17 protein-coding genes and 1 pseudogene are annotated in these 19530 nt (G+C 66.8%); 10 read left to right on the forward strand and 8 right to left on the reverse strand.

The window, feature by feature from the left end; all coding sequences use genetic code 11:
* The first annotated feature begins 141 nt into the window (after window positions 1-141).
* On the forward strand, window positions 142-1458 hold the full coding sequence (locus tag CI805_RS02205; RefSeq protein WP_260925716.1) for an MFS transporter: 1317 nt from the start codon (window positions 142-144) through the stop codon (window positions 1456-1458).
* A 127-nt stretch (window positions 1459-1585) separates the two neighbouring features.
* Here the strand turns inward: CI805_RS02205 and CI805_RS02210 are convergent, their stop codons facing one another.
* A complete protein-coding gene (locus CI805_RS02210) occupies window positions 1586-2287 on the reverse strand; it encodes an OmpW/AlkL family protein (protein ID WP_260925719.1) in 702 nt (233 codons plus the stop codon).
* 201 nt (window positions 2288-2488) lie between these two features.
* Between CI805_RS02210 and hemN the strand changes: the two genes are divergently transcribed.
* Window positions 2489-3817 (forward strand): oxygen-independent coproporphyrinogen III oxidase, encoded by a 1329-nt coding sequence (gene hemN, locus CI805_RS02215; RefSeq protein ID WP_260925721.1) that lies wholly within the window; start codon window positions 2489-2491, stop codon window positions 3815-3817.
* A 244-nt stretch (window positions 3818-4061) separates the two neighbouring features.
* On the opposite strand, the gene CI805_RS02220 is transcribed toward hemN, so the two are convergent.
* From CI805_RS02220 to CI805_RS02235, 4 genes and pseudogenes are all read right to left on the reverse strand, one after another.
* A complete protein-coding gene (locus tag CI805_RS02220) occupies window positions 4062-4715 on the reverse strand; it encodes a M23 family metallopeptidase (protein WP_260925723.1) in 654 nt (217 codons plus the stop codon).
* A 253-nt stretch (window positions 4716-4968) separates the two neighbouring features.
* A complete protein-coding gene (locus tag CI805_RS02225; RefSeq protein WP_260925725.1) occupies window positions 4969-5775 on the reverse strand; it encodes a ferritin-like domain-containing protein in 807 nt (268 codons plus the stop codon).
* Between the two features lie 7 nt (window positions 5776-5782).
* Window positions 5783-6256 (reverse strand): peroxiredoxin, encoded by a 474-nt coding sequence (locus CI805_RS02230; RefSeq protein WP_260925727.1) that lies wholly within the window; start codon window positions 6254-6256, stop codon window positions 5783-5785.
* Between the two features lies 1 nt (window position 6257).
* A pseudogene (locus CI805_RS02235) lies at window positions 6258-8982 on the reverse strand (bifunctional [glutamine synthetase] adenylyltransferase/[glutamine synthetase]-adenylyl-L-tyrosine phosphorylase).
* Window positions 8983-9139: 157 nt separating this feature from the next.
* Here CI805_RS02235 and CI805_RS02240 point away from each other — a divergent pair.
* From CI805_RS02240 to CI805_RS02255, 4 genes are all read left to right on the forward strand, one after another.
* Window positions 9140-10021, forward strand: a complete 882-nt coding sequence (locus CI805_RS02240) for a hypothetical protein (protein WP_260925729.1) — start codon at window positions 9140-9142, stop codon at window positions 10019-10021.
* 191 nt (window positions 10022-10212) lie between these two features.
* On the forward strand, window positions 10213-11979 hold the full coding sequence (locus CI805_RS02245) for a M28 family metallopeptidase (RefSeq protein WP_260925731.1): 1767 nt from the start codon (window positions 10213-10215) through the stop codon (window positions 11977-11979).
* Between the two features lie 26 nt (window positions 11980-12005).
* Window positions 12006-13022, forward strand: a complete 1017-nt coding sequence (locus CI805_RS02250) for an agmatine deiminase family protein (protein ID WP_409934919.1) — start codon at window positions 12006-12008, stop codon at window positions 13020-13022.
* Window positions 13023-13144: 122 nt separating this feature from the next.
* Entirely contained in the window at window positions 13145-13285 is a 141-nt protein-coding gene (locus CI805_RS02255; protein WP_260925735.1) for a hypothetical protein, read from the forward strand.
* Here CI805_RS02255 and CI805_RS02260 read toward each other — a convergent pair.
* The gene (locus CI805_RS02260; RefSeq protein WP_260925738.1) at window positions 13282-13707 is read right to left on the reverse strand and encodes an HIT family protein; all 426 of its coding nucleotides are present in this window, start codon (window positions 13705-13707) and stop codon (window positions 13282-13284) included. The two genes, CI805_RS02255 and CI805_RS02260, sit on opposite strands and share 4 nt — an antisense overlap.
* A complete protein-coding gene (locus tag CI805_RS02265) occupies window positions 13704-14879 on the reverse strand; it encodes a CDP-alcohol phosphatidyltransferase family protein (RefSeq protein ID WP_260925741.1) in 1176 nt (391 codons plus the stop codon). The genes CI805_RS02260 and CI805_RS02265 overlap by 4 nt, the downstream gene beginning before the upstream one ends.
* A gap of 243 nt (window positions 14880-15122) precedes the next feature.
* On the opposite strand from CI805_RS02265, the gene CI805_RS02270 reads away from it, so the two are divergent.
* Genes CI805_RS02270 through CI805_RS02280 form a run of 3 tightly spaced genes read left to right on the forward strand, consistent with a single transcriptional unit; the run spans window position 15123 to window position 17993 of the window.
* The gene (locus tag CI805_RS02270) at window positions 15123-16166 is read left to right on the forward strand and encodes a diacylglycerol/lipid kinase family protein (protein WP_260925744.1); all 1044 of its coding nucleotides are present in this window, start codon (window positions 15123-15125) and stop codon (window positions 16164-16166) included.
* Between the two features lie 47 nt (window positions 16167-16213).
* Window positions 16214-17137, forward strand: coding sequence for a hypothetical protein (locus CI805_RS02275; RefSeq protein ID WP_260925747.1), 924 nt, complete (start codon window positions 16214-16216; stop codon window positions 17135-17137).
* 31 nt (window positions 17138-17168) lie between these two features.
* Window positions 17169-17993 carry a nucleotidyltransferase family protein gene (locus tag CI805_RS02280; protein WP_260927712.1) on the forward strand — a complete coding sequence of 275 codons (825 nt, stop codon included), beginning with the start codon at window positions 17169-17171 and terminating at the stop codon, window positions 17991-17993.
* A 62-nt stretch (window positions 17994-18055) separates the two neighbouring features.
* Here the strand turns inward: CI805_RS02280 and CI805_RS02285 are convergent, their stop codons facing one another.
* On the reverse strand, window positions 18056-18550 hold the full coding sequence (locus CI805_RS02285) for a DUF2141 domain-containing protein (protein WP_260927713.1): 495 nt from the start codon (window positions 18548-18550) through the stop codon (window positions 18056-18058).
* A 253-nt stretch (window positions 18551-18803) separates the two neighbouring features.
* On the opposite strand from CI805_RS02285, the gene rpe reads away from it, so the two are divergent.
* On the forward strand, window positions 18804-19466 hold the full coding sequence (gene rpe / locus CI805_RS02290; protein WP_260925749.1) for a ribulose-phosphate 3-epimerase: 663 nt from the start codon (window positions 18804-18806) through the stop codon (window positions 19464-19466).
* The last annotated feature ends 64 nt before the right edge of the window (window positions 19467-19530 follow it).

A 19530-nucleotide genomic window follows, 5' to 3' on the forward strand; every position in this document is an offset into this window, starting at 1 on the left:
GGGTGCGAACATAGGACATTTTGTCCAATCCCCTTGACCTTCGTCAATGCCGATAGGGCCACGCTGTCGGCGCTCGTCTTTTGACGATACGCGCCTCGATTCGTACCTTTCGATATTTGCCACTCAAGGTCCGCAACAACGATGACGACCACCGCCCAGACACCCCGCGAAGCCCTAGGGCTGGAGGAACACAAGTCGAGCCACGACATCTCGCCGGGAGAAATCTCGATCGGTGTCATCATCGGCCGCACCTCCGAGTTCTTCGACTTCTTCGTCTATGCCATCGCTTCGGTGCTGGTGTTCCCCTCGGTCATTTTCCCGAATGTGGACCCGCTGACCGGCACGCTCTATTCGTTTGGCATCTTCGCGCTGGCGTTCATCGCCCGCCCCTTCGGCTCGATCGCGTTCATGGCGCTGGATCGCGCTGCCGGTCGCGGCGTCAAGCTGACCGTCGCGCTGTTCCTGCTGGGCGGGTCGACCGCCGCGATCGCCTTCGTCCCGACTTATGAGACGATCGGCAGCAATGCCGCGGTTCTGCTGGCGATCTTCCGCCTGCTGCAGGGCTTCGCGCTCGGCGGCACCTGGGACGGCCTCGCCTCGCTGCTCGCGCTCAACGCGCCGGAAGGCAAGCGTGGCTGGTACGCGATGATCCCGCAGATCGGCGCGCCGTTCGGCCTGCTGATCGCCAGCCTGCTGTTCGCCTACATGATCGCCGAACTGCCGGCCGCCGACTTCCTCGACTGGGGCTGGCGCTATCCATTCTTCGTGGCGCTCGCGATCAACGTCGTCGCGCTGTTCGCGCGCCTGCGCATGGTCGTCACGCCCGAGTTCGAGAACCTGTTCGAATCGCGTGACCTCCAGCCCGAGCCGGTTGCCGAAATGCTGTCGAACAACTGGCGCACGGTCGTTGCCGGTGCGCTGGCACCGCTCGCCAGCTTCGCGCTGTTCCACATGGTCTCGGTCTTCCCGCTTTCGTGGACGTTCCTGTTCACGCGCGAGGAGCCGACCCACTTCCTGCTGCTCGAATCGGCAGCGGCTGCCGTTGGCCTCGTCGCTGTCATTTTCTCGGGCGTTCTGGCCGACAAGCTGGGCCGCCGCACGCTGCTGGGCAGCTGCTCGGTGGCCATCGCGATCTTCGCGATTCTCGCGCCGCTGGCCCTGAATGCCGGTGCGGGCGGCGAGTCGCTGTTCCTGTTCATCGGCTTCGCGCTGCTCGGCCTCGCCTTCGGCCAGTCGTCGGGTGTCGTGGCCTCGGGCTTCACGCCCGAGCACCGCTACACCGGTTCGGCCCTGACGAGCGATCTGGCCTGGCTGGTCGGCGCCGGTTTCGCACCGCTGCTGGCGCTGGCGCTGGCGACCCATTTCGGCCTCTGGGCCTCGGGCGCCTACCTGCTCTCGGGCGCGGTCGCCACGCTGATCGCGCTGTGGTGGAACAAGACCCTCGCCAGCAAGAACTGAGCGAGACGGTCCATCCCGACACGAAAAAGGGGGAGCCCATCGGGCTCCCCCTTTTTCTTTGCCTGGCTCCGGTTCACCAGAACCCGGAGCCGTTTTCACATAGGTCGCGCCAGAACCGGCCCTTCTCTCAGAACCGGTAGCTCACGCCCGCGCTGAGCACCCAGGGGTCCAGATCGTGGCGTGTGCGCAGTGCCAGCGTGCCATCCTCGTCATAGAAGGAGGCGGTTGGCTTCACCCAGTACTTCTTGGCATCGAGCGACAGGCCGAACCCGCTCTGCCCCAGCGCGACATCCACACCGCCCTGCAGCGCAAAGCCGACCTTGTTCGACATGCGCACCTTGTCGATACCCAGCGCCTGCGCCGTATCGCCGGGCTTTTCATCGAACACAAAGAACCAGGCGGGGCCGACGCCGACATAGGGCTTGAACGGCGTCTTGTTCACCAGATGCGCCTTCAGCGTCACCGTGGCGGGCAGGATCAGCACGTGATCGACCAGATCGGTGCCCGCCAGCGCCTTGGTCCCGCTGACGTGGTGCTGGGTGAAGCAGCAGATCGTCTCGACCGAGATCGCGGGCGTGAAGAAGTACTCGATCGCGACGGTGGGTACGACATTGTTGTTCGCCTTGGTGCCGACCGAGCCCATGCCCGCCAGCGTGCTGCCCAGCGTCGTCGAGGTATCGAGCGTCTCGATTTTCGAGATCCCGCCGTCCGGCAGCACCGCGCTGCCCAGCACCTTCACCTGGATCTTGCCATCCGGGCTGCCCGCATGGGCAGGGGCCGTCAAAGTCGTCGCGGCGGCAAGCGCGGCCAGCAGAGTGATCTTGCGCATAATCCTTCTCTTTTCCGAACTGTCTGTGGCAGTCGCCGGGGCCGCACCGTGCGTCTCCCCCTGTAAAGCGGCTGTCCCGAAGGCCTTTGCGCCTTTTGCAACGCGCTGAAATTGATACGCCGCAAACTTGCGATGTTTTGGCGGCGCCCACTTGATCGAGCGCAATGCGAGCCAGGGCCTCGCCATGAGACACAATGCCGCATGTGGACCTATCATCCCGATCTGCTCGCCGTGCCGGTGCCGCGCTACACCAGCTTTCCCACCGCTGCCGAGTTCGCCGAGACCGACCTCTCGGCCCCGCTCGCCCAGGCCATCGAGAGCATCGACGGCGAGGTCTCGCTCTATGTCCATATTCCCTATTGCGAGGCGATCTGCTGGTACTGCGGCTGCAATACCGGCGCCGCGAACCGTGCCGAACGGGTCGCGCGCTATCTCGATGCGCTCCATCGCGAGATCGCGCTGGTCGCGGAACGGCTACCGTCAAAAGCACGGATAGGGAGAATCGCTTTCGGTGGCGGCAGTCCCAACGGCATTGCCCCGGTCGATTTCGTGCGGCTGATGGATGCGCTGCTGCTGCACTTCGCGATTCCCGCCAAGGCCGCCGAACGCCCGGTGCTCTCGATCGAACTGGACCCGCGCTCGCTGCGCCGGGAATGGGCCGCAGTCCTGGGCTCGATCGGTTTCACCAGAGCCAGCCTTGGCGTGCAGACGTTCTCTCCGCAGCTTCAGCGGGCGATCGGCCGCATTCAACCGGGCGAACTGATCGAGGCGTCCTGCGCCATGCTGCGGGCATCGGGCGTCACCTCGATCAACTTCGACCTGATGTACGGATTGCCCGGCCAGACCATGGACGATCTGGAGGACAGCCTTGCCCGCAGCGTCGCGCTCGGGGCCGACCGGATCGCGCTGTTCGGCTATGCCCATGTCCCGCACATCGTGCCGCGCCAGCGCCGGATCGACGGCAGCGCCTTGCCCGATGCTGCCGCCCGGTTCGCCATGGCCGCGTTCGGCCACGAATACCTGACCGGCAAGGGCTATATCCCGGTGGGGTTCGACCATTTCGCAAGGCCCGGCGATGCCCTCGCGCAGGCGGCGCTTACCGGGCGGCTGCGGCGCAACTTCCAGGGCTTTACCGAGGACAGCGCGCCGGTGCTGATCGGCCTTGGCGCCTCGGCGATCTCCGGCTTTCCCGACCTGCTCGCCCAGAACGACAAGAACGCCGGTCGATACCGTGCGCTGCTGGCCGAGGATCGCCTTCCCGCCACGCGCGGCCTTCTTCGCAGCCCGCAGGACCGCGCGCGCGGCGAGGTGATAGAGGCGCTGCTCTGTCAGGGACGCAGCGCCATGCCGCAAGCCATCGCCCATGAAGCGGCAGCGCTGCTGGCGCCGTTCCTGCTGGCGGGTGTCTGCGAGATCGACCGGGGCGATCTGGTGATCCCGCCTGCCGGGCTGCCCTATGCCCGTGCCATCGCCGCCTGCTTCGATCCCTATCGCCGGGAATCGGCAAGGCGTTTCAGTTCAGCGGTTTGACCGCGATCAATGCCCGCGCCTGCGGGCACGGGCACAAGCGGATCGCCGGCAGCGCAGGTGTTTCCTACCCGAGCGTCCTGCCTGTCCGCTTCTCCCTACCTTGGGCGGCATGGGCCATCACCTGTGCCGCCCCGCTTTTCCCGCATCGAAGATAGGGAGCCACGCCAGCATCGGCGCGAGGCCCACAAAGAAAAGGCGGCCAATGGCCGCCCTTCCCCTCTCCTAACCGGAAAACTGGTGACGATCAGCCGCCCTTGGCTTCACCTTCGCTCTTCTCGAACGAGGCAAGGCTGACCTGCATGTAAGGGGTCGGATCGACAGCGACGCCATCGACGCGGACTTCGTAGTGCAGGTGCGGGCCGGTGGCATAGCCGGTCTGGCCGACGTAGCCGATCACATCGCCCTTGTGGACGAACTGGCCATCGGCGACGGCGATGCGCGACATGTGGCCGTAACGGGTTTCCAGATCGCCACCATGTTCAAGCTGGACAAGCAGACCATAGCCGCTGACCCACTGGGCGCGGCCGACAACGCCATCGGCGGTCGCATGGATCGGGGTGCCGGTGGGGGCAGCGAGATCGAGGCCCTTGTGCGCGCGAATGCCACCGAGGATCGGGTGGTCACGCAGACCGAAGCCGCTGCTTTCGCGAACGTAATCGACCGGAACCAGCGAGGGGATCGACACCTGCTGGAGCGAACCGATACCGGCGACCTCGGCCTTGGGCTTCACGGCCACGAAGCCGGTTTCCTCGTAGTTCTGCCAGGAACTGAAAAGGCGGCGGAACTGGGTGTCCTCGCCGCCGCTGGCCGACTGTGCTGCCTGCTGGCTGGCACGGATCGGCGCCGAAATGTCTGCTGCGCTGCTGTTCGCCAGAGCGGGATGCGCTGCCAGAAGCATGCCTGCCGCGCCGGTAATGGCCAACTTGCCCGAAACGGCCCTACCCGAAACTACTGGGCCCAAAACTGCGGAGAGCTTGGCGAAATTCTTCGTTACGACCACTCGCAATACCTTGTTTCCCGGCGATCTGCGCGGAAGCGAATTCCGCAGCCGACCGGCGCGTGCTGTCTGCTGCGACGCCGTTTCGGCATCGCGAAAATATTTGAGATGGTCGGAACCCCCGCCGTCTCTCGATGTTGGAAGTTATGCGCTGTCAAAAATCAGGCGCAAGATCGCCATAAAATTCCAGCGACAAACCGGCTGCGGCCCGCGCCGAGTCGTTGAACGGCGGCTTAACCTTACCCCGGAAGTAATGATTTACGAGGGTTTTCCAGAGAATCGAAGGTGTTTCGCCGCGCTTCGTCGCCACTGCGGCGAAATGATTTGCGCCGAAACGGACGTGCCGGATCTCATCGTCAAGGATTCGTTCGAGGATGCGCGCCCCGCGTTCGTCTCCGCCTGCCCGCACGCGTTCGAGCGTCGACGGCGTGACGTCGAGCGCCCGCGCCTCCAGCACCATCGGCACTACCGCCAGACGTCCGGCCACATCGGCGCGCGTGGCGCTCGCGGCCTCCCACAAGCCGCCATGCGCAGGCAAAGCGCCGTACTGGCTGCCCATCGTGCGCAGATGCCGGTCGATCAGCGCGAAATGCATCGCCTCGTCCGCCGCGACCGCCAGAAAATCGCTGACGAAAGCGCGATCCCCCATCTCCTCACCAAACCGCCCCGCCATATCCAGCGCCAGGTCGATCGCCACGAACTCGATATGCGCAAACGAATGCCACAGCGCGATGCGGCCGCCGCCTGCCTTGCCGCGCCGGGGCATCTGGCCGGGCGGGAGCAGTTCGGGGCGCTCGGGCCGCCCCGGCTCGTCCGGCATCGCCACATCGAAACGATGGGAAAGACGGCCCATGCGCCAGTCCCGCGCCACCGTTCGGGTCTTCATCACCTTGGCATGCGGATCGGTTTCGAGCAGCGCCGCGCGGATCGCGCCCGCAACACTGGGTAGGGCATCGCGCATGCGGAGGTCAGAGCGCCTTTGCGGCTTCCAGCACTTGCGCGGCGTGGTCCTTGACCTTCACTTTGTTCCAGACCTGCGCGATCTTCCCTTCGGCATCGACCAGATAGGTCGTGCGCACCATGCCCATGTAGGTGCGGCCATAGTTCTGCTTCTCGGTCCAGATGCCGAGTGCGTCGGACAACCCGCCTTCTTCCGCATCGGTCGCAAGCGGGGCCTTGAGATCGTTCTTGGCGATGAAGTTCAGGTGCTTCTTCGCCGAATCCTTGCTGATGCCGAGCAAGGCCGTGTTCGCCGCCTCGAACGCACCCGCAAGCGCCGAGAAGTCGATGTTCTCGGTCGTGCAGCCCGGCGTCGAATCCTTGGGATAGAAGAACAGCACCAGCTTGCGGCCCTTGAAATCCGAAACGCGGACCTGCCCGCCATCGGTGGTTTCAAGTGCGATGTTGGGCATGGCGTCGCCGACGCCGGGGAAGCTGGTCATGTCAATCGATCTCCAAGGTCTCGCCGAAGGCTGCCTGCCAGGCCGCAGCGACCTGCCGGCGGGCCTGCCGCAGCGCGGCCGTCAGTTCTTCCCAGCCGCCATAGCCGCAGCTTCGCACAAGGGCCAGCCGCGCCGCCTCGGGCGGGTCGAGCGAATCGGGTGCCAGCAGCCTTGCCGCGACAAGAAACCGCGCGAGCACGCCGTAAGCCTGCACCAGATCGGCAGGCAGCTGCCCCGCCTTCACCAGAGCCGCGATCGCCATGCCCATGCGCGGGTCCAGGCCTTTCCCGCTCGCCAGCTGGGCGTGGTGGACAAGGAACTCCAGATCGACCAGACCGCCGCGCGCCAGTTTCACGTCGAGAGCCCCCTTGCCCGGCTTGTGCTGCGCCATCCGCGCGCGCATCTCGATCACATCGGTGCGCAGTTTCGCCGGGTCGCGCGGACTGGTGAGCACCTCCTGCACGGCGGCATCGAGCGCGGCGCGCCCCTCCGGCGAACCGTAGAGCGGGCGCGCCCGGCACAGCGCCATGTGCTCCCAGGTCCACGCCTGTTCGGCCTGATAGCGCACGAAACTGTCGAGACTGGCGGCAGGCGGCCCCTGCTCTCCCGAGGGGCGCAGACGCGTGTCGACCTCATAGAGTGCGCCCTCCGCCGTCGGCACCGAAAGCGCCGCAATCGCGCGCTGCGCCAACCGGTTGAAGTAGAGCGTGGCCCCCAGCGGACGCTCGCCCTGCGATTCGCGCGTATGCTCGCCGGTAAACAGGAACACCACGTCGAGATCGGAAGCATGGGTCAGGATACCCCCCCAGCCGCCCGAGGCCGAGCAGGATGAGCTCTCCCCCCGGCACGGCGCCGTGGCGCGCTTCGAACTCGGCGCGGGCGGCGTCGATCAGCACGCGGATCGCCGCCTCGGCAATGCGCGAGAGCGCCGCACCGACATCGAGCGGATCGTTGCGCCCTTCGATAAGCTGGACGCCGAGCACGAAGCGAAGCTCGCCCACCCGGCGACGGACGCGACCGAGCACCGCCTCGTAATCGTCCCCCGCCTCGCGCCGCGCAAAGTCGGCGACCAGTTGATCGACCTCACCGGGCAGCGCGAAGGCGCTGGCATCGATCAGCGGATCGAGCAGGTCGGCACGGCGCGCGAGGGCATCGGCCAGCGGCGGCGCGATCGAGAGGATGTGCGCCAGCATATCGAGCAAGGCCGGGCGCGCTTCAAGCAGCCGGAACAGGTTGATCGCACTGGGCAGGTTGTCGAGCAGCCGCTCCCAGCGGGCGAGTGCGCGCTCGGGCTCGGGCGCAGCGGCGAGTGCAGCGATCAGCGCCGGGCGGATCGCCGCGAAGGCGCCCCGCGCGGCATCGCTGCGCAGCGCGCGCATCTTGCCCGATTCCCAGCTTTGCAGCCGCTTCGCCAGCGCATCGGCATCGCTGAAGCCGAGCGCGGTGCTCGCCTCGTCAAGGTCGCTCTGATCGGGCATCGCCACCGGTACGGAAACACCGGGCGCTACCGGCGCACTCTGGGCGATCAGGGCATCGTAGCGCGTACCGACTTCGGAGGTGATCGCCTCCACTTCCCCCAGCAGCGCGGCGCCGTCTGCCAGACCATCGAGCCGGGCCACGGCATCGAGCGCTTCCGGCTTTTCGGGCAGCGCATGGGTCTGCTGATCATGGACCATCTGCAACCGGTGCTCGATCACCCGCAGCCGGTCGTAACTCTCGCCCAGAAGCTGCGCCTCGCGGACCGGGAGCAGCCCCGCATCGGCCAGCGCATCCAGAGTCTCGCGCGTACCACGCAGGCGCAGCGCCGGGTTGCGACCGCCATGGATCAGCTGATGAACTTGCGCGTAGAACTCGATCTCGCGGATGCCGCCGCGCCCTTTCTTGAGGTTGAAGCCGGGGCCGACCCGCTCCGGCCCGCGCGCACTGGCGCGGATCTGGCGGGTCAACCGCCCGATCTCGGCAATCGCGCCGAAATCGAGGCTGCGACGCCACACGAAAGGCCGGATCGCCGTCAGGAACGCCTCGCCCGCAGGCACGTCTCCGGCGCAGGCCCGCGCCCGGATGAACGCGGCACGCTCCCATGCCAGCGCCGAGCTTTCGTAATGGCTGAGCGCGCCTGCGACCGGGATCGCCAAGGGGCTGACTTCGGACGCCGGGCGCAAGCGCAGGTCGACGCGGAAGACATAGCCCTCCTCGGTCACGCGCGAGAGCGTCTCGACCACGCTGCGCGCCACGCGCTGCGCCGCCTCACCCGGATCGTCACGCTCGCGACGGGGCAGCAGCGCGGGATCGTAAAGCAGGATCGGGTCGATATCGGAGCTGAAGTTCAGCTCGCGCGCCCCATGCTTGCCCAGCGCCAGCGCGAGGAAACCCGCAGGCTCGCTATCGGGCGCGCGACGGCGGATGGCATCGGCGATGGCCATGTCGAGCGAACGGTCGGCCATGTCGGACAGCGCGCCTGTCACCTCCAGCAGCGGCAAGGCTCCGGCCAGATCGCCGATGGCCAGCGCCAGCGACAGCGCCCGCCGCTCCCGCCTCAGGGCAACGCCGACATCGGAGGCGCCTTCGCCTGCCGCACGGGCCAGCGCCAGCGCACCGTTCCAGTCTCCCTGCGCGAGCAATCCGGCCAGCGCGGGCAGGCGCTCCAGCCCGGTGGCAAGGTAGGGGGCATGGGCCTTCGCCCGCGCAATGGCTCCGGCCCAGTCGGCAGTATCAGCGGCAGTCATGACCGCAGTCCTGCCCGCTTCGCGCCGGTTTGGAAACGGGCTTGCGCAAACACCTCCATTTCCTCCGCGAACGGGCCGGAATTTTTCGCGCGATAGCTTACGCTGATCCTTGATCAGGCGTAGCTTTTCGCTGTTCCCCGAACGCCCGGAGTCGATCATGTCCGCATACCGCGTCGTCATGCCCCTTGCCCTGCTTGCAGCATCCGTCACCTTTGCGACGCCGCCAACAGCGCAAGTGCTCTGGCAGCACGGCAGCGATGCGCTGCTGACCACCCGCTGCCCGCCGGGCGGCGATATCGACGAGACCTGCAAGGCCATCGCGCTGCGCCATGCAGGGCAGGAAACGCTGATCGGCGCGGGTTATATGACCACCCGCGTGCTCTGGAGCCGGCCTCCCGGCGGGGCGGGACCGGATGTCATCGTGCTGGGTGACGACGGCGGCTCCGGAGGAGATGGCGATCTGCTGGCCGTGACCTTCTCCGATAGCGCCGCGCCTGTCGTGAAGCGCCTGCGCGGCGAGCGCATCGATGCCGCGAAAGTCACGCCATCGCCTGACGGCCCCCGCATCTCGCTGGCCTTCGACATCGAATACTTCAACGGCGCACCCCATGCAGGCGCCGCGCTCGTCCCGCTGCCGCTGGTGTGGCGGGATGGCGACTTCGCGCTCGATCCCAAAGCGCTGACCACCCGCCCCATGCGCTCCGCCGACCTCGACCGGCGCGAACGGGCCGTCGCCCGCGAACTCACCCAGTGGACGCACGGCACGCCGGAAACGCAAAGCCTCTATCCCGGCCCCTCCTTCTCCGGCACGCCGGTTACCGTGCAAACGCTCGTCGAACTGATGCTGTCCGGCCACGCCAAGGAAGCCGATGCCCTGCTCCGCCGCGCGTGGCCGCAGCGAGCGGGACGTCAGGCGTTCTGGGCGGACCTGTGCCGCGCGGTCGTGACGCAGCCCTACTGGCAGCGCTTCGCTCTGGCCCGGCTTCCCGGTGCGGACCTGATCGCGGCCTCCGCCAGAGCCGCCACGCCTTCTACCTGACAACGCGCCTTCGGCCTGACAACGCCTTCGGCCTGACGCTACGCCGCGGCGGAAAAGCATGGCTCCTTGCGCACTCGACTCTTGTCGTCCCCTGCGTTGTGTGCTGCGGTCCCGCATCCGCTGCCCGTCCTGTCGACGGGCCGCATTCCAGTCTCGCGCCTGCCGGGCCTCAAGCACGGGTTCTTCTCACGATGAAGCATGTCTCCTCTCCTTCTCTGGCCGCCGCCTCCTTTGTGGGCCGGGCACTGGCGGGCGTTGCCGCGCTGGCGCTGATCGGCACCACGCCCGCGCTGGCCCAGAAGAGCAAGTACGATGGCCCGCTGCCCAAGGGCACCGCGCTCGCCCCGCCCAAGGACGATGCGGACGTCGCGCCCGCGATCTCGGTGGACACGATGAAGGCCGTGACCAAGCGGCTTTCGGCAGACGATTTCGAGGGACGCGGCCCCAGCACGGCGGTCGAGCCAAAGGTGCTCGACTACATCATCGCGCAGTTCAAGGCCGCCGGGCTCCAGCCGGGCAACCACGGCCAGTGGTTGCAGGAAGTGCCCACCGTGGAGATGACCGCCGGGAACTTCACGCCGATGACCGTGACCGGCGGCAAGACGCCGCTCTCGTTCAAGGTCGGCGCGGACTTCGTCGCCGCCAGCTGGCGCGTGACGCCCAAGACCCGGATCGAGAACAGCGACCTCGTGTTCGTCGGCTATGGCATCAACGCCCCGGAACTCGGCTGGAACGACTATGCGGGCATCGACATGCACGGCAAGACGGCGGTGATCCTCGTCAACGATCCCGATTACGAGGCCAAGGACGAGACCGGCCCGTTCAAGGGCCGCCGCATGACCTATTACGGCCGCTGGACCTACAAGTTCGAGGAAGCCGCGCGGCAGGGCGCCACTGCCGCGATCATCGTGCATGACACCTTCCCCGCCGCCTATGGCTGGAACGTCGTCAACTCCAGCTGGACCGGATCGCAATATTCGGTCCAGAAGGCCAACGACGGCATGGACCAGACCATGGCCAACGGCTGGGTGCAGCTGCCGGTCGCACAAGCGATCTTCAAGGATGCGGGCAAAGACTTCGCCGCGCTGTCTGCCGCTGCCAAGGTCAAGGGGTTCCACGCGGTGCCGCTGGGCCTTAAGATCAGCTACGGCTTCGACAACACCATCCGCCGCTCCAGCTCGCACAACGTGATCGGCATCCTGCCGGGCTCGCAGCGCCCGGACGAGGTCGTGCTCTATTCGGCGCACTGGGATCACCTTGGCCACTGCACCCCCGATGCGACGGGTGACGGCATCTGCAACGGCGCGGTCGACAACGCCACCGGCGTCGCCGCGCTGACCGCGCTCGCCGCCGCCAACGTCAAGGCCGGGCCTGCCGCGCGCAGTCAGGTGTTCATCGCGCTGACGCTGGAGGAATCGGGGCTGCTCGGTTCGGAATACTATGCGCAGAACCCGGTCTATCCGCTCGATCACACCGTGGGCGGCGTCAACATGGACGCGCTGCTGCCCGCGCCGCGCTCGCGCTCGTATTCGATGACCGGCGGCGACAAGTCGGACCTGACCGACCTGTTCCGCGACGTGCTGGCCGACAAGGGCCTGTCCGAAGTGCCCGAGGATCATTCCGAGCGCGGCGGCTATTACCGTTCGGACCACTTCAGCTTCGCCAAGCGCGGCGTGCCGATGTTCGACATCGCCCGCAGCCCCGACCTGTTCGACGGTGGTGTGGCCGCGGGCGAGAAGATCGGCGAGGATTACAACCAGCACCATTACCACGCCCCGTCGGACGAATATTCGGACAGCTGGAACTGGGCGGGCATTCAGGAAGACGCCGAAATGTACTATGCGCTCGGCCGCGCCATGGCCGACAGCGACTGGTGGCCGAACTGGCGCAAAGGTGACGAGTTCCGCGCCATCCGCGACAAGGCCTGTGCAGCTGCCACGGGCGGCTGTCATCCGTAAGAATGCCACAAGTGAGACGATCTGACGTGACGAATGATACCGTGAACTGGGTGCTGCCGCCCGAATGGCACCCGCAGGACTGGCTGTGGATCGGCTTCCCGCACGATCCGGTCGAATGGCCGGGCTTCCTGGAGGACGCGCAGGTGCAGATGGCGGCCTTCGCCAGCGCCGTAGCCGAAAGCGGCCAGCCGGTGCGATTGGTCGTGCGCGACGAAGCCAACCGGGCGCGCGCCGCCTCGCTGGTCTCCTCGAAGGTCTCGCTCGAAGTGCGCAGCTATGGCGATGTCTGGCTGCGCGATACCGGGCCGCTGGTGGTCACCGACACGCTCGGCAACCGTAAGGCCAAGCGTTTCGGCTTCAACGGCTGGGGCGGCAAGTACCTGATGGACGGCGATCAGGAGATCGGCGCTGAACTGGCGCGCGATGCCGGGCTCGACGTCGAAGTGGCGGACTGGATTCTCGAAGGCGGCGCGATCGACGGCGATGGCACGGGCCTTGTCGCCGTGACCGAACAGGTCTTCCTCAACCCCAACCGCAACCCGCATCTGACCCGCAACGATCTGGAGACCCGCCTCCAGCGCGATCTCGGCTACGACCGGGTGCTGTGGCTGGGCGACGGCCTGATCAACGACCATACCGACGGGCATGTCGACAACCTCGCCCGGTTCGTGGCGCCCAACACGCTCGCCCTGCCGCGCGCGACCGGCACCGACGATCCCAACGCGGCGATCTATGCCGATGCCAAGGCCCGCGCCGAGGCCTATGGCGTGACGGTGCGCGAAGTCCTTTCCCCCGGTCGGGTCGAGAGTGCCAGTGAGAATGGGGGCCGGATCGAGCCTGCCAGCTACATGAACTTCGCGATCACCTCGAAGCTGGTGGTGGTGCCGGTCTATGGCACGAAGCACGATGCCGATGGCGTCGCCGCGATCGCAGAGCTGTTCCCCGATCGCGAGACGGTGGGCGTGCTGGCCGACGCGGTGCTGGCGGGCGGCGGCTCGTTCCACTGCTCCAGCCAGCAGATGCCCTCGCCAATCGAAGGCTGAGGCATCAGGCGGGAGAGTCGCAAAAACGGCTCTCCCGTAATATGCGCCCTGCCGTTCCAGCGGCGCGGCGCAGTAGCCGATCTTAGCATTTTGGTAAGGTCTGGCAGCGCAGAACGGCGGGCATGGCAAAAGTCATCGCCCTAAGCCGCACATTGGTGCGCCCGCAACCGCTCTCGGCACCCGCCGATGCGCTGCGCTGTGCGCTGGTGGTGGCCTTCGCTGCGGTAGTGATCCTCGCCCGCGCGCCGCTGCCGTTTCTCTAAAAACGCAGCTTCAGCCACGCGACCAGCGCGGCGAGATCCTCACCCTCCAGCGCAATCGCCTGCCCCAGATCGGGGACTTTCGGCCAGCCGGCATCGACGAACGCGCGTCCCTGCCATTCGCGCGCGCCTTCGTAGCGCGGGATGACGTGGAAGTGGACATGCGGGTCCACCATCATCAGCATCAGGTAGTTGAGCTTCGCGTAGTCGACAGCCTCGCGCAGCGCGGCCTCGATCGCTGTCGTGACCGTCTTCAGTTCGGCGTGGGCTTCGAGCGGCAGATCACCGAAGGCCGTGACGTCCGACTTTGCCGCCAGCACCAGCGCGCCCAGCGTGGGCTGCGCAGGGCGGGCCAGCACCACCCAGTGATCGAACTCGGCCACCAGCGTGTGTGGATAGCCGAACTTTTCGAGCGTCGCGTTCATGCCGCCTTCTCCATCTTCTCGCCTTCATCGGACAGCCACGAGACGATCCTGCCGCCCCGCGCGCGCAAGGCCCAGGCCTGCACCAGCCGCACCGCGTGGATCGCGCAGGACAGCACCGTCCACCACGCCACCACGATCAGGCCGATGTCGGGGCGCTGGAGCGCGGTCGCGACGAACAGGATCACCATGTTCGGATTGCGCCGCGCGGTGATAAGCCGGAACCGGCTGTCGAAACGGCGCCAGACATGGATATGCATCCCGCCGTTCTGGCGCATGAACACGCCCTCGATCGCGCGCTGGACCCAATAGCCCAGCTGGATCGCGGCCTGCACCCACCAGAACGTCGCACTGTCGAAGGACAGGTTCCACGCGGCAAGGCCCGTCGCCCAGAACCACCACCAGAACGGCGGATGGACCAGATCCATGCCATGGTCGAACACATTGCCCCAGGCCGAGGACGTGATCGTGCAGCGCGCCAGCTTGCCGTCCACGGTATCGAGCACCATGAACACCAGGCCGGTCGCCATGCCCCACCAGTAGTGCCCCTGCGCGAACAGCACCGTGGCGATCACGCAGAACACCGCGCCGACGCTCGTCACCATGTTCGGCGTGATCCGCAGCGCGGCACAGATCCGGGTCAGCACCAGCGCCCATTCCGGCCAGAGGTACTTGGTGAGAATATCGGTGACGCCCTTGTAGGCGCCGAAATAGCTCGCCCGCTCGATCTGGCGCACGGTATCGGCCCGCAGCGGCAGGACGAACGGCGTCTCGCGCTTGCGCAACGACTTGTTCTCGATGGTCGGGCCATCCTCGTAGCGCAGCAGGGTGAAGGCGCCCTCGCCATCGAGCGCCAGCGGCCCCATCGGCGAGGCGCTTTCCATCGCCTTGGCGATTCGCTGCGCCTCGTCGGGCGTCCGGGCATGGGCGAGCACCGGCACGCCGCCCAGACACAGCACCATGCCGGGGTTCGCCAGCACATGCCGCCACCACGCCGGATCGAAGGCATAGGCCGCGTTCGAGAGCACGGTGGCGCCCGGCCCCGCCTCGCGACCGACCGCGATGCCGCTCGCCCGTGCGATTCGCGCATTGCGCTCCTCGATCGTCATGCCCCAGAGCCGGACGGTGTTGTCGCCTACCGTCCATGCCGCGATTTCGCCAAATTCCTGCGTCATTCCCCGGCCCTAATCCACGGACTGGCGCGAGGCAATCGCGAGCGCCCGACGGTGAAGAGGTGCAAATTATGCAATCACGGTCGCGCCGGGAGTCACGGAAAAAAATTGCAACCAACGATTTCCGCCACTTGGCCTACGATCCCCTCCGCATTTCCCCTTGTCCAAAAGCCACAAGGCTGTAACAAATGTTCGCTACGGGCAAATTTGGGTGGTTTTCGGCGAAAAGCGTACTACATGGTACGCATGCACGGGAACATTTACGAGTTCGAAGCGCTGCCGTCCTTCGGTGAGCCGCTGCTGCGCAGCCTGCCCGGAACCGTCCGGCGGCCTCTGCGCGGACGTGCCGTGCCGCTCGTCGGCATCATCCGCAATCCCCGCAGTCACCGCAACAAGGGCCTCGCGCCCGAGATGGAAGACTGCTCGAACATCCTCACCGAGACTCCGCGTGAGCGTGAGGACCTGCGTGACAGCCTCACCCGCTTCGCGCGTCGCGGTATCGACTATCTGGTGGTCGATGGCGGCGACGGCACCGTTCGCGACGTGCTGACCTGCGGCGCCAGCGTCTATGGCGACGACTGGCCGACGCTGATCATCCTGCCCAAGGGCAAGACCAACGCACTGGCGGTCGACCTCGGCCTGCCCACGCACTGGTCGCTGGCCGAAGCCATGGCTGCCGCACACAAGGGCAACACGCTTACCCGTCGCCCGCTGCGCATGACCACGCGTGACGGTCGTCCAGCCTGCGTGCAGGGCTTCTTCATGGGCACCGGCGCGATCGCCGTGGGCACCGAAGCCGGACAGGAAGCGCATCGTCGCGGTATGTTCAACAGCTTTGCGGTGGGCCTGACGATCCTGTGGGGCATCGTCCAGGCACTGTTCGGCGGTGCCGGCAACCCCTGGCGTTCCAGCGTGCGCACCCGCATGGTCGATCGCGACACCGGTCGCGACGTGTCCTATCGCGGCAATGGCCGCTGGACCGATCGCTACATGACGGTTGCCACCACCTTCGAGCGCTTCCCGATGAAGGTGCGCCCGTTCGGTCCGAACCCGGCACCCGGCCTGAAGATGGCGGTGATGGATTCGCCGCGCCGCTGGATCATGGCGCTGCTGCCGCTGCTGCTGACCGGCTTCTTTGCCAAGGCTTTCGAGAAGGCTGGCCTGCACCGTTTCAGCACGCGCGGCATGGACATGGATCTTGGCGGCAGCTTCATCCTCGATGGCGAGGCGTTCCCCGCCGGGCGCTATGCGCTGGAGGAAGGCCCGCAGCTGACGTTCGTCGTGCCCTGAGCACGCGGGCGGCGCACGGACAACGGTTCTTACGGGGCATTACCATCATGAGCGAGGATCTCGTCGAGCGCATCGCGATCGGCCTGAACCGGTCGATCCTGCCTGACGTGCGCGCCTTCGCGGGCCGACTGGCAGGCCAGACTGCAACCGAAGGCCCGGCCGCAGGCGTGCTGTTCTACGGCTCGAACCTGCGCACCGGCTCGCTCGAAGGTGTGCTCGATTTCTACGTGCTCACCGATGGGCCGGTGGAAAGCGGCATCTGGCCGCGTGTCAGCTATCACGAATGGAACATCGGCGCGCAGACCCTGCGCGCCAAGGTCGCGACGATGACGCTGGCCACTTTCCGCGAGGCGGCGGGCGGCAACCTGCTCGACACCACGATCTGGGCGCGCTTCGTCCAGCCTTCGGGCCTTGCCTGGGCACGCAGCGAGCGCGACGGCGCCGAGATCGCCCAGGCCGTGGCCGGCGCGGCCCGCACTGCCGGTCGTCTGGCGGTGGCCCTCGGCCCCGAAGTCGGCACGCCCGAGGATTACTGGCGCGCGCTGTTCCGCGCGACCTATGCCGCGGAATTCCGCGTCGAGAAGCCGGGGCGCGAGGATTCGATCCTCTCGGTCAACCGCGAGCATTTCGACGGCCTGCTGCGCGTCGCCCTGCTCGATGCCGGGATCGGTGTCGCCGATGCCGGTGAGGATGGCCATCACGATGCCCTGATGCGCCCGCTGATGGGCACGCCCGAGCGCGTCGCCACGCTGCGCTGGTGGCGCAAGCGCCGCCGTATCGGCAAGGGCTACAACGCCGTCCGGCTGGTCCGCGCCTCGACCACGTTCGAGGGCGCCGCGCGCTATGCCGCCTGGAAAATCGAGCGCCATACCGGCGTGCCGATCCACATCACCCCATGGCGCGAAAAGCATCCCGTCCTTGCAGCCCCCGGTGTGCTCTGGCAGGTGTGGCGCGCCCGGCATCGCGGGTGACTTTCCCGTGCCCGAGATGACCCCCGACCAGATGCCTTCCGAGATTGACACTGACGCCGAAACCGCAGCGGCATCGCAATCGCTTCCCGGCGCGCTGATTCTGGCCGGGCAGCGCCCCGGCAAGCCCGACCCCGTGGCCGTGGCCGAAGGCATTTCCAGCAAGGCGCTGGCGCTGCTCGAAGGGCGCCCGATGCTCTCGCACGTCGTCACCGCGCTGCGCGAGGCGGGGATCGCGCGTATCGCCGTGGCCGCCAACGATCCCGGCGTACGCCTGATGGCCGAGCGCCTCGGCTGCGAACTGCTCGCTGCCGAAGCCGGGCCGAGCGCCAGCGTGGCCTCCGCTTTCGCGACGATGGGCGCGCCCCTGCTTGTCACCACCGCCGATCACGCGCTGCTGCGCCCGGAATGGGTACTCGATTTTCTGGCCGACGCACCCGAAGATGCCGATGTCGCCGTGCTGCTGGCCCGCAAGGACGCGGTCGAGGAGGCCATGCCCGGCGCCAAGCGCACCTACCTCAAGTTCGCCGATGGCGACTGGTCGGGCTGCAACCTGTTCCTGCTGAACTCCGATGCCGCGCAGCACGCGATCGACACCTGGCAGCAGGTGGAAGCCGACCGCAAGCGCCCCTGGCGGATCGCCTTCCGGCTCGGGCTGGGCACGCTTTTCAGCTACAAGGCAGGTCGCCTGACGCTGGCGGCGATGCTGGAGCGACTGGGCCACCGCGTCGGCGTGGAAGCGCATCTGGTGGCTGCGCGCGATGGCCTTGCCGCCGTCGACGTCGACAAGCCTTCCGACCTCGTCGATGCCCGCGCGATCATGGCCGCCCGCGCGGCACGGGCCCGCAAGCGCCTGTAAGGGAACGAGCCTTTCGATCAGACTGGCCGATCCGGTCAACCGATCGGACTGGCTCATTCTCCTCACATATACTTCATCGTCACCCGGATCGACTTCACGCCCGGCCCTACCGGCACGCCGACCTTGGTGTAGCTCGGCTTGCCGAGGTTGAAGATGTTGATCGAGGGGTTGTTCGACATCGCCCCGCCATCGGTAGAGATATCGGTCTTGCCGTTGCCGTTCACGTCATGGCGCACGGCGACGGCATAGGTCCCCGGCCCCGGCATCGGCAGGCAGAAGGTCATCGTCCCGGCATGCGCGGGCACCTCGATACGGTTGATCCACTTGCCGGTCTTGAGCCAGTCATCCGCCGTATCGCGATAGCTCTGAATGCGCAGCTTGCCTTCGGACGACTTCACACCGTCCACCGTCACCATCAGCGCGGGGCCGGACCCCGCATTGCAGCGGCTCATCTCGTTGCGGATTTCCTGATGGTCGCCCGCCGCCTCGGCGGTGGCGGCAAAGCCGCCCGCAAGGCCAAGCGTGGTCACGCCGCACACCAGCGCGGTCTTGTACATCGTTCGCGTCATCGCAGCCTTTTTGGTCTCGTGCTTTGACCGGGCGCCTGCCCGGCTCTCCATAGGGGCCGCCTTGTGCCCGAAAGGCGGTGAATAGGCACTGAATTTTGCCGCAAGGTGTCCGACAGGTGTCCCATAGCGGATCGCAAGGCCGCCCGCGACACTACATGGCGTGTGGAAAACGGCGCTTCGACCGCTTGCCGCCCCCAGATGTTGCGGCCTATCGTCGATCTTCGAGGAGACTGCCTTTTCCATGTCCGTACCCCTGATTTCCCCGTCGATCCTGTCCGCCGATTTCGCCAAACTGGGCGAGGAAGTCCGTGCCATCGACGAGGCCGGGGCAGACTGGGTCCACATCGACGTGATGGACGGCCACTTCGTGCCCAACATCACCATCGGCCCTGCCGTGGTGAAGGCGCTGCGCCCGCACTCGGCCAAGCCCTTCGACGTCCACCTGATGATCTCGCCGGTGGACACCTACCTTGAGGCCTTCGCCGAGGCCGGGGCCGACTACATCACGGTTCACCCCGAGGCCGGTCCGCATATCCACCGCACGGTGCAGACGATCCGCAATCTGGGCAAGAAGGCCGGCGTCTCGCTGAACCCCGGCACGCCTGCCAAAATGCTCGACTACCTGATCGACGATATCGATCTGGTGCTGATCATGAGCGTGAACCCCGGCTTCGGCGGGCAGAGCTTCATCTCCAGCCAGCTTCGCAAGATCGAGGCGGTGCGCAAGATGATCGACAAGTCGGGCCGCGATATCCGCCTCGAAGTCGATGGCGGCGTCGATGCGAGGACCGCGCCGCTGTGCGTCGATGCGGGCGCCGACGTGCTGGTCGCAGGCTCGGCCACCTTCAAGGGCGGGCCGGACTGCTACGCCGGCAACATCCGCACGCTTAAAGGCCTCGCGTAAGCGTGGCCTCGGGCATCCTCTCGCGCGCTGTCAGGCGGAACCAGGAGGCAAGTTCGCCGGTTCC

The sequence above is a fragment of the Novosphingobium sp. 9 genome (genome assembly GCF_025340265.1).
Taxonomy (GTDB): Bacteria; Pseudomonadota; Alphaproteobacteria; order Sphingomonadales; family Sphingomonadaceae; genus Novosphingobium.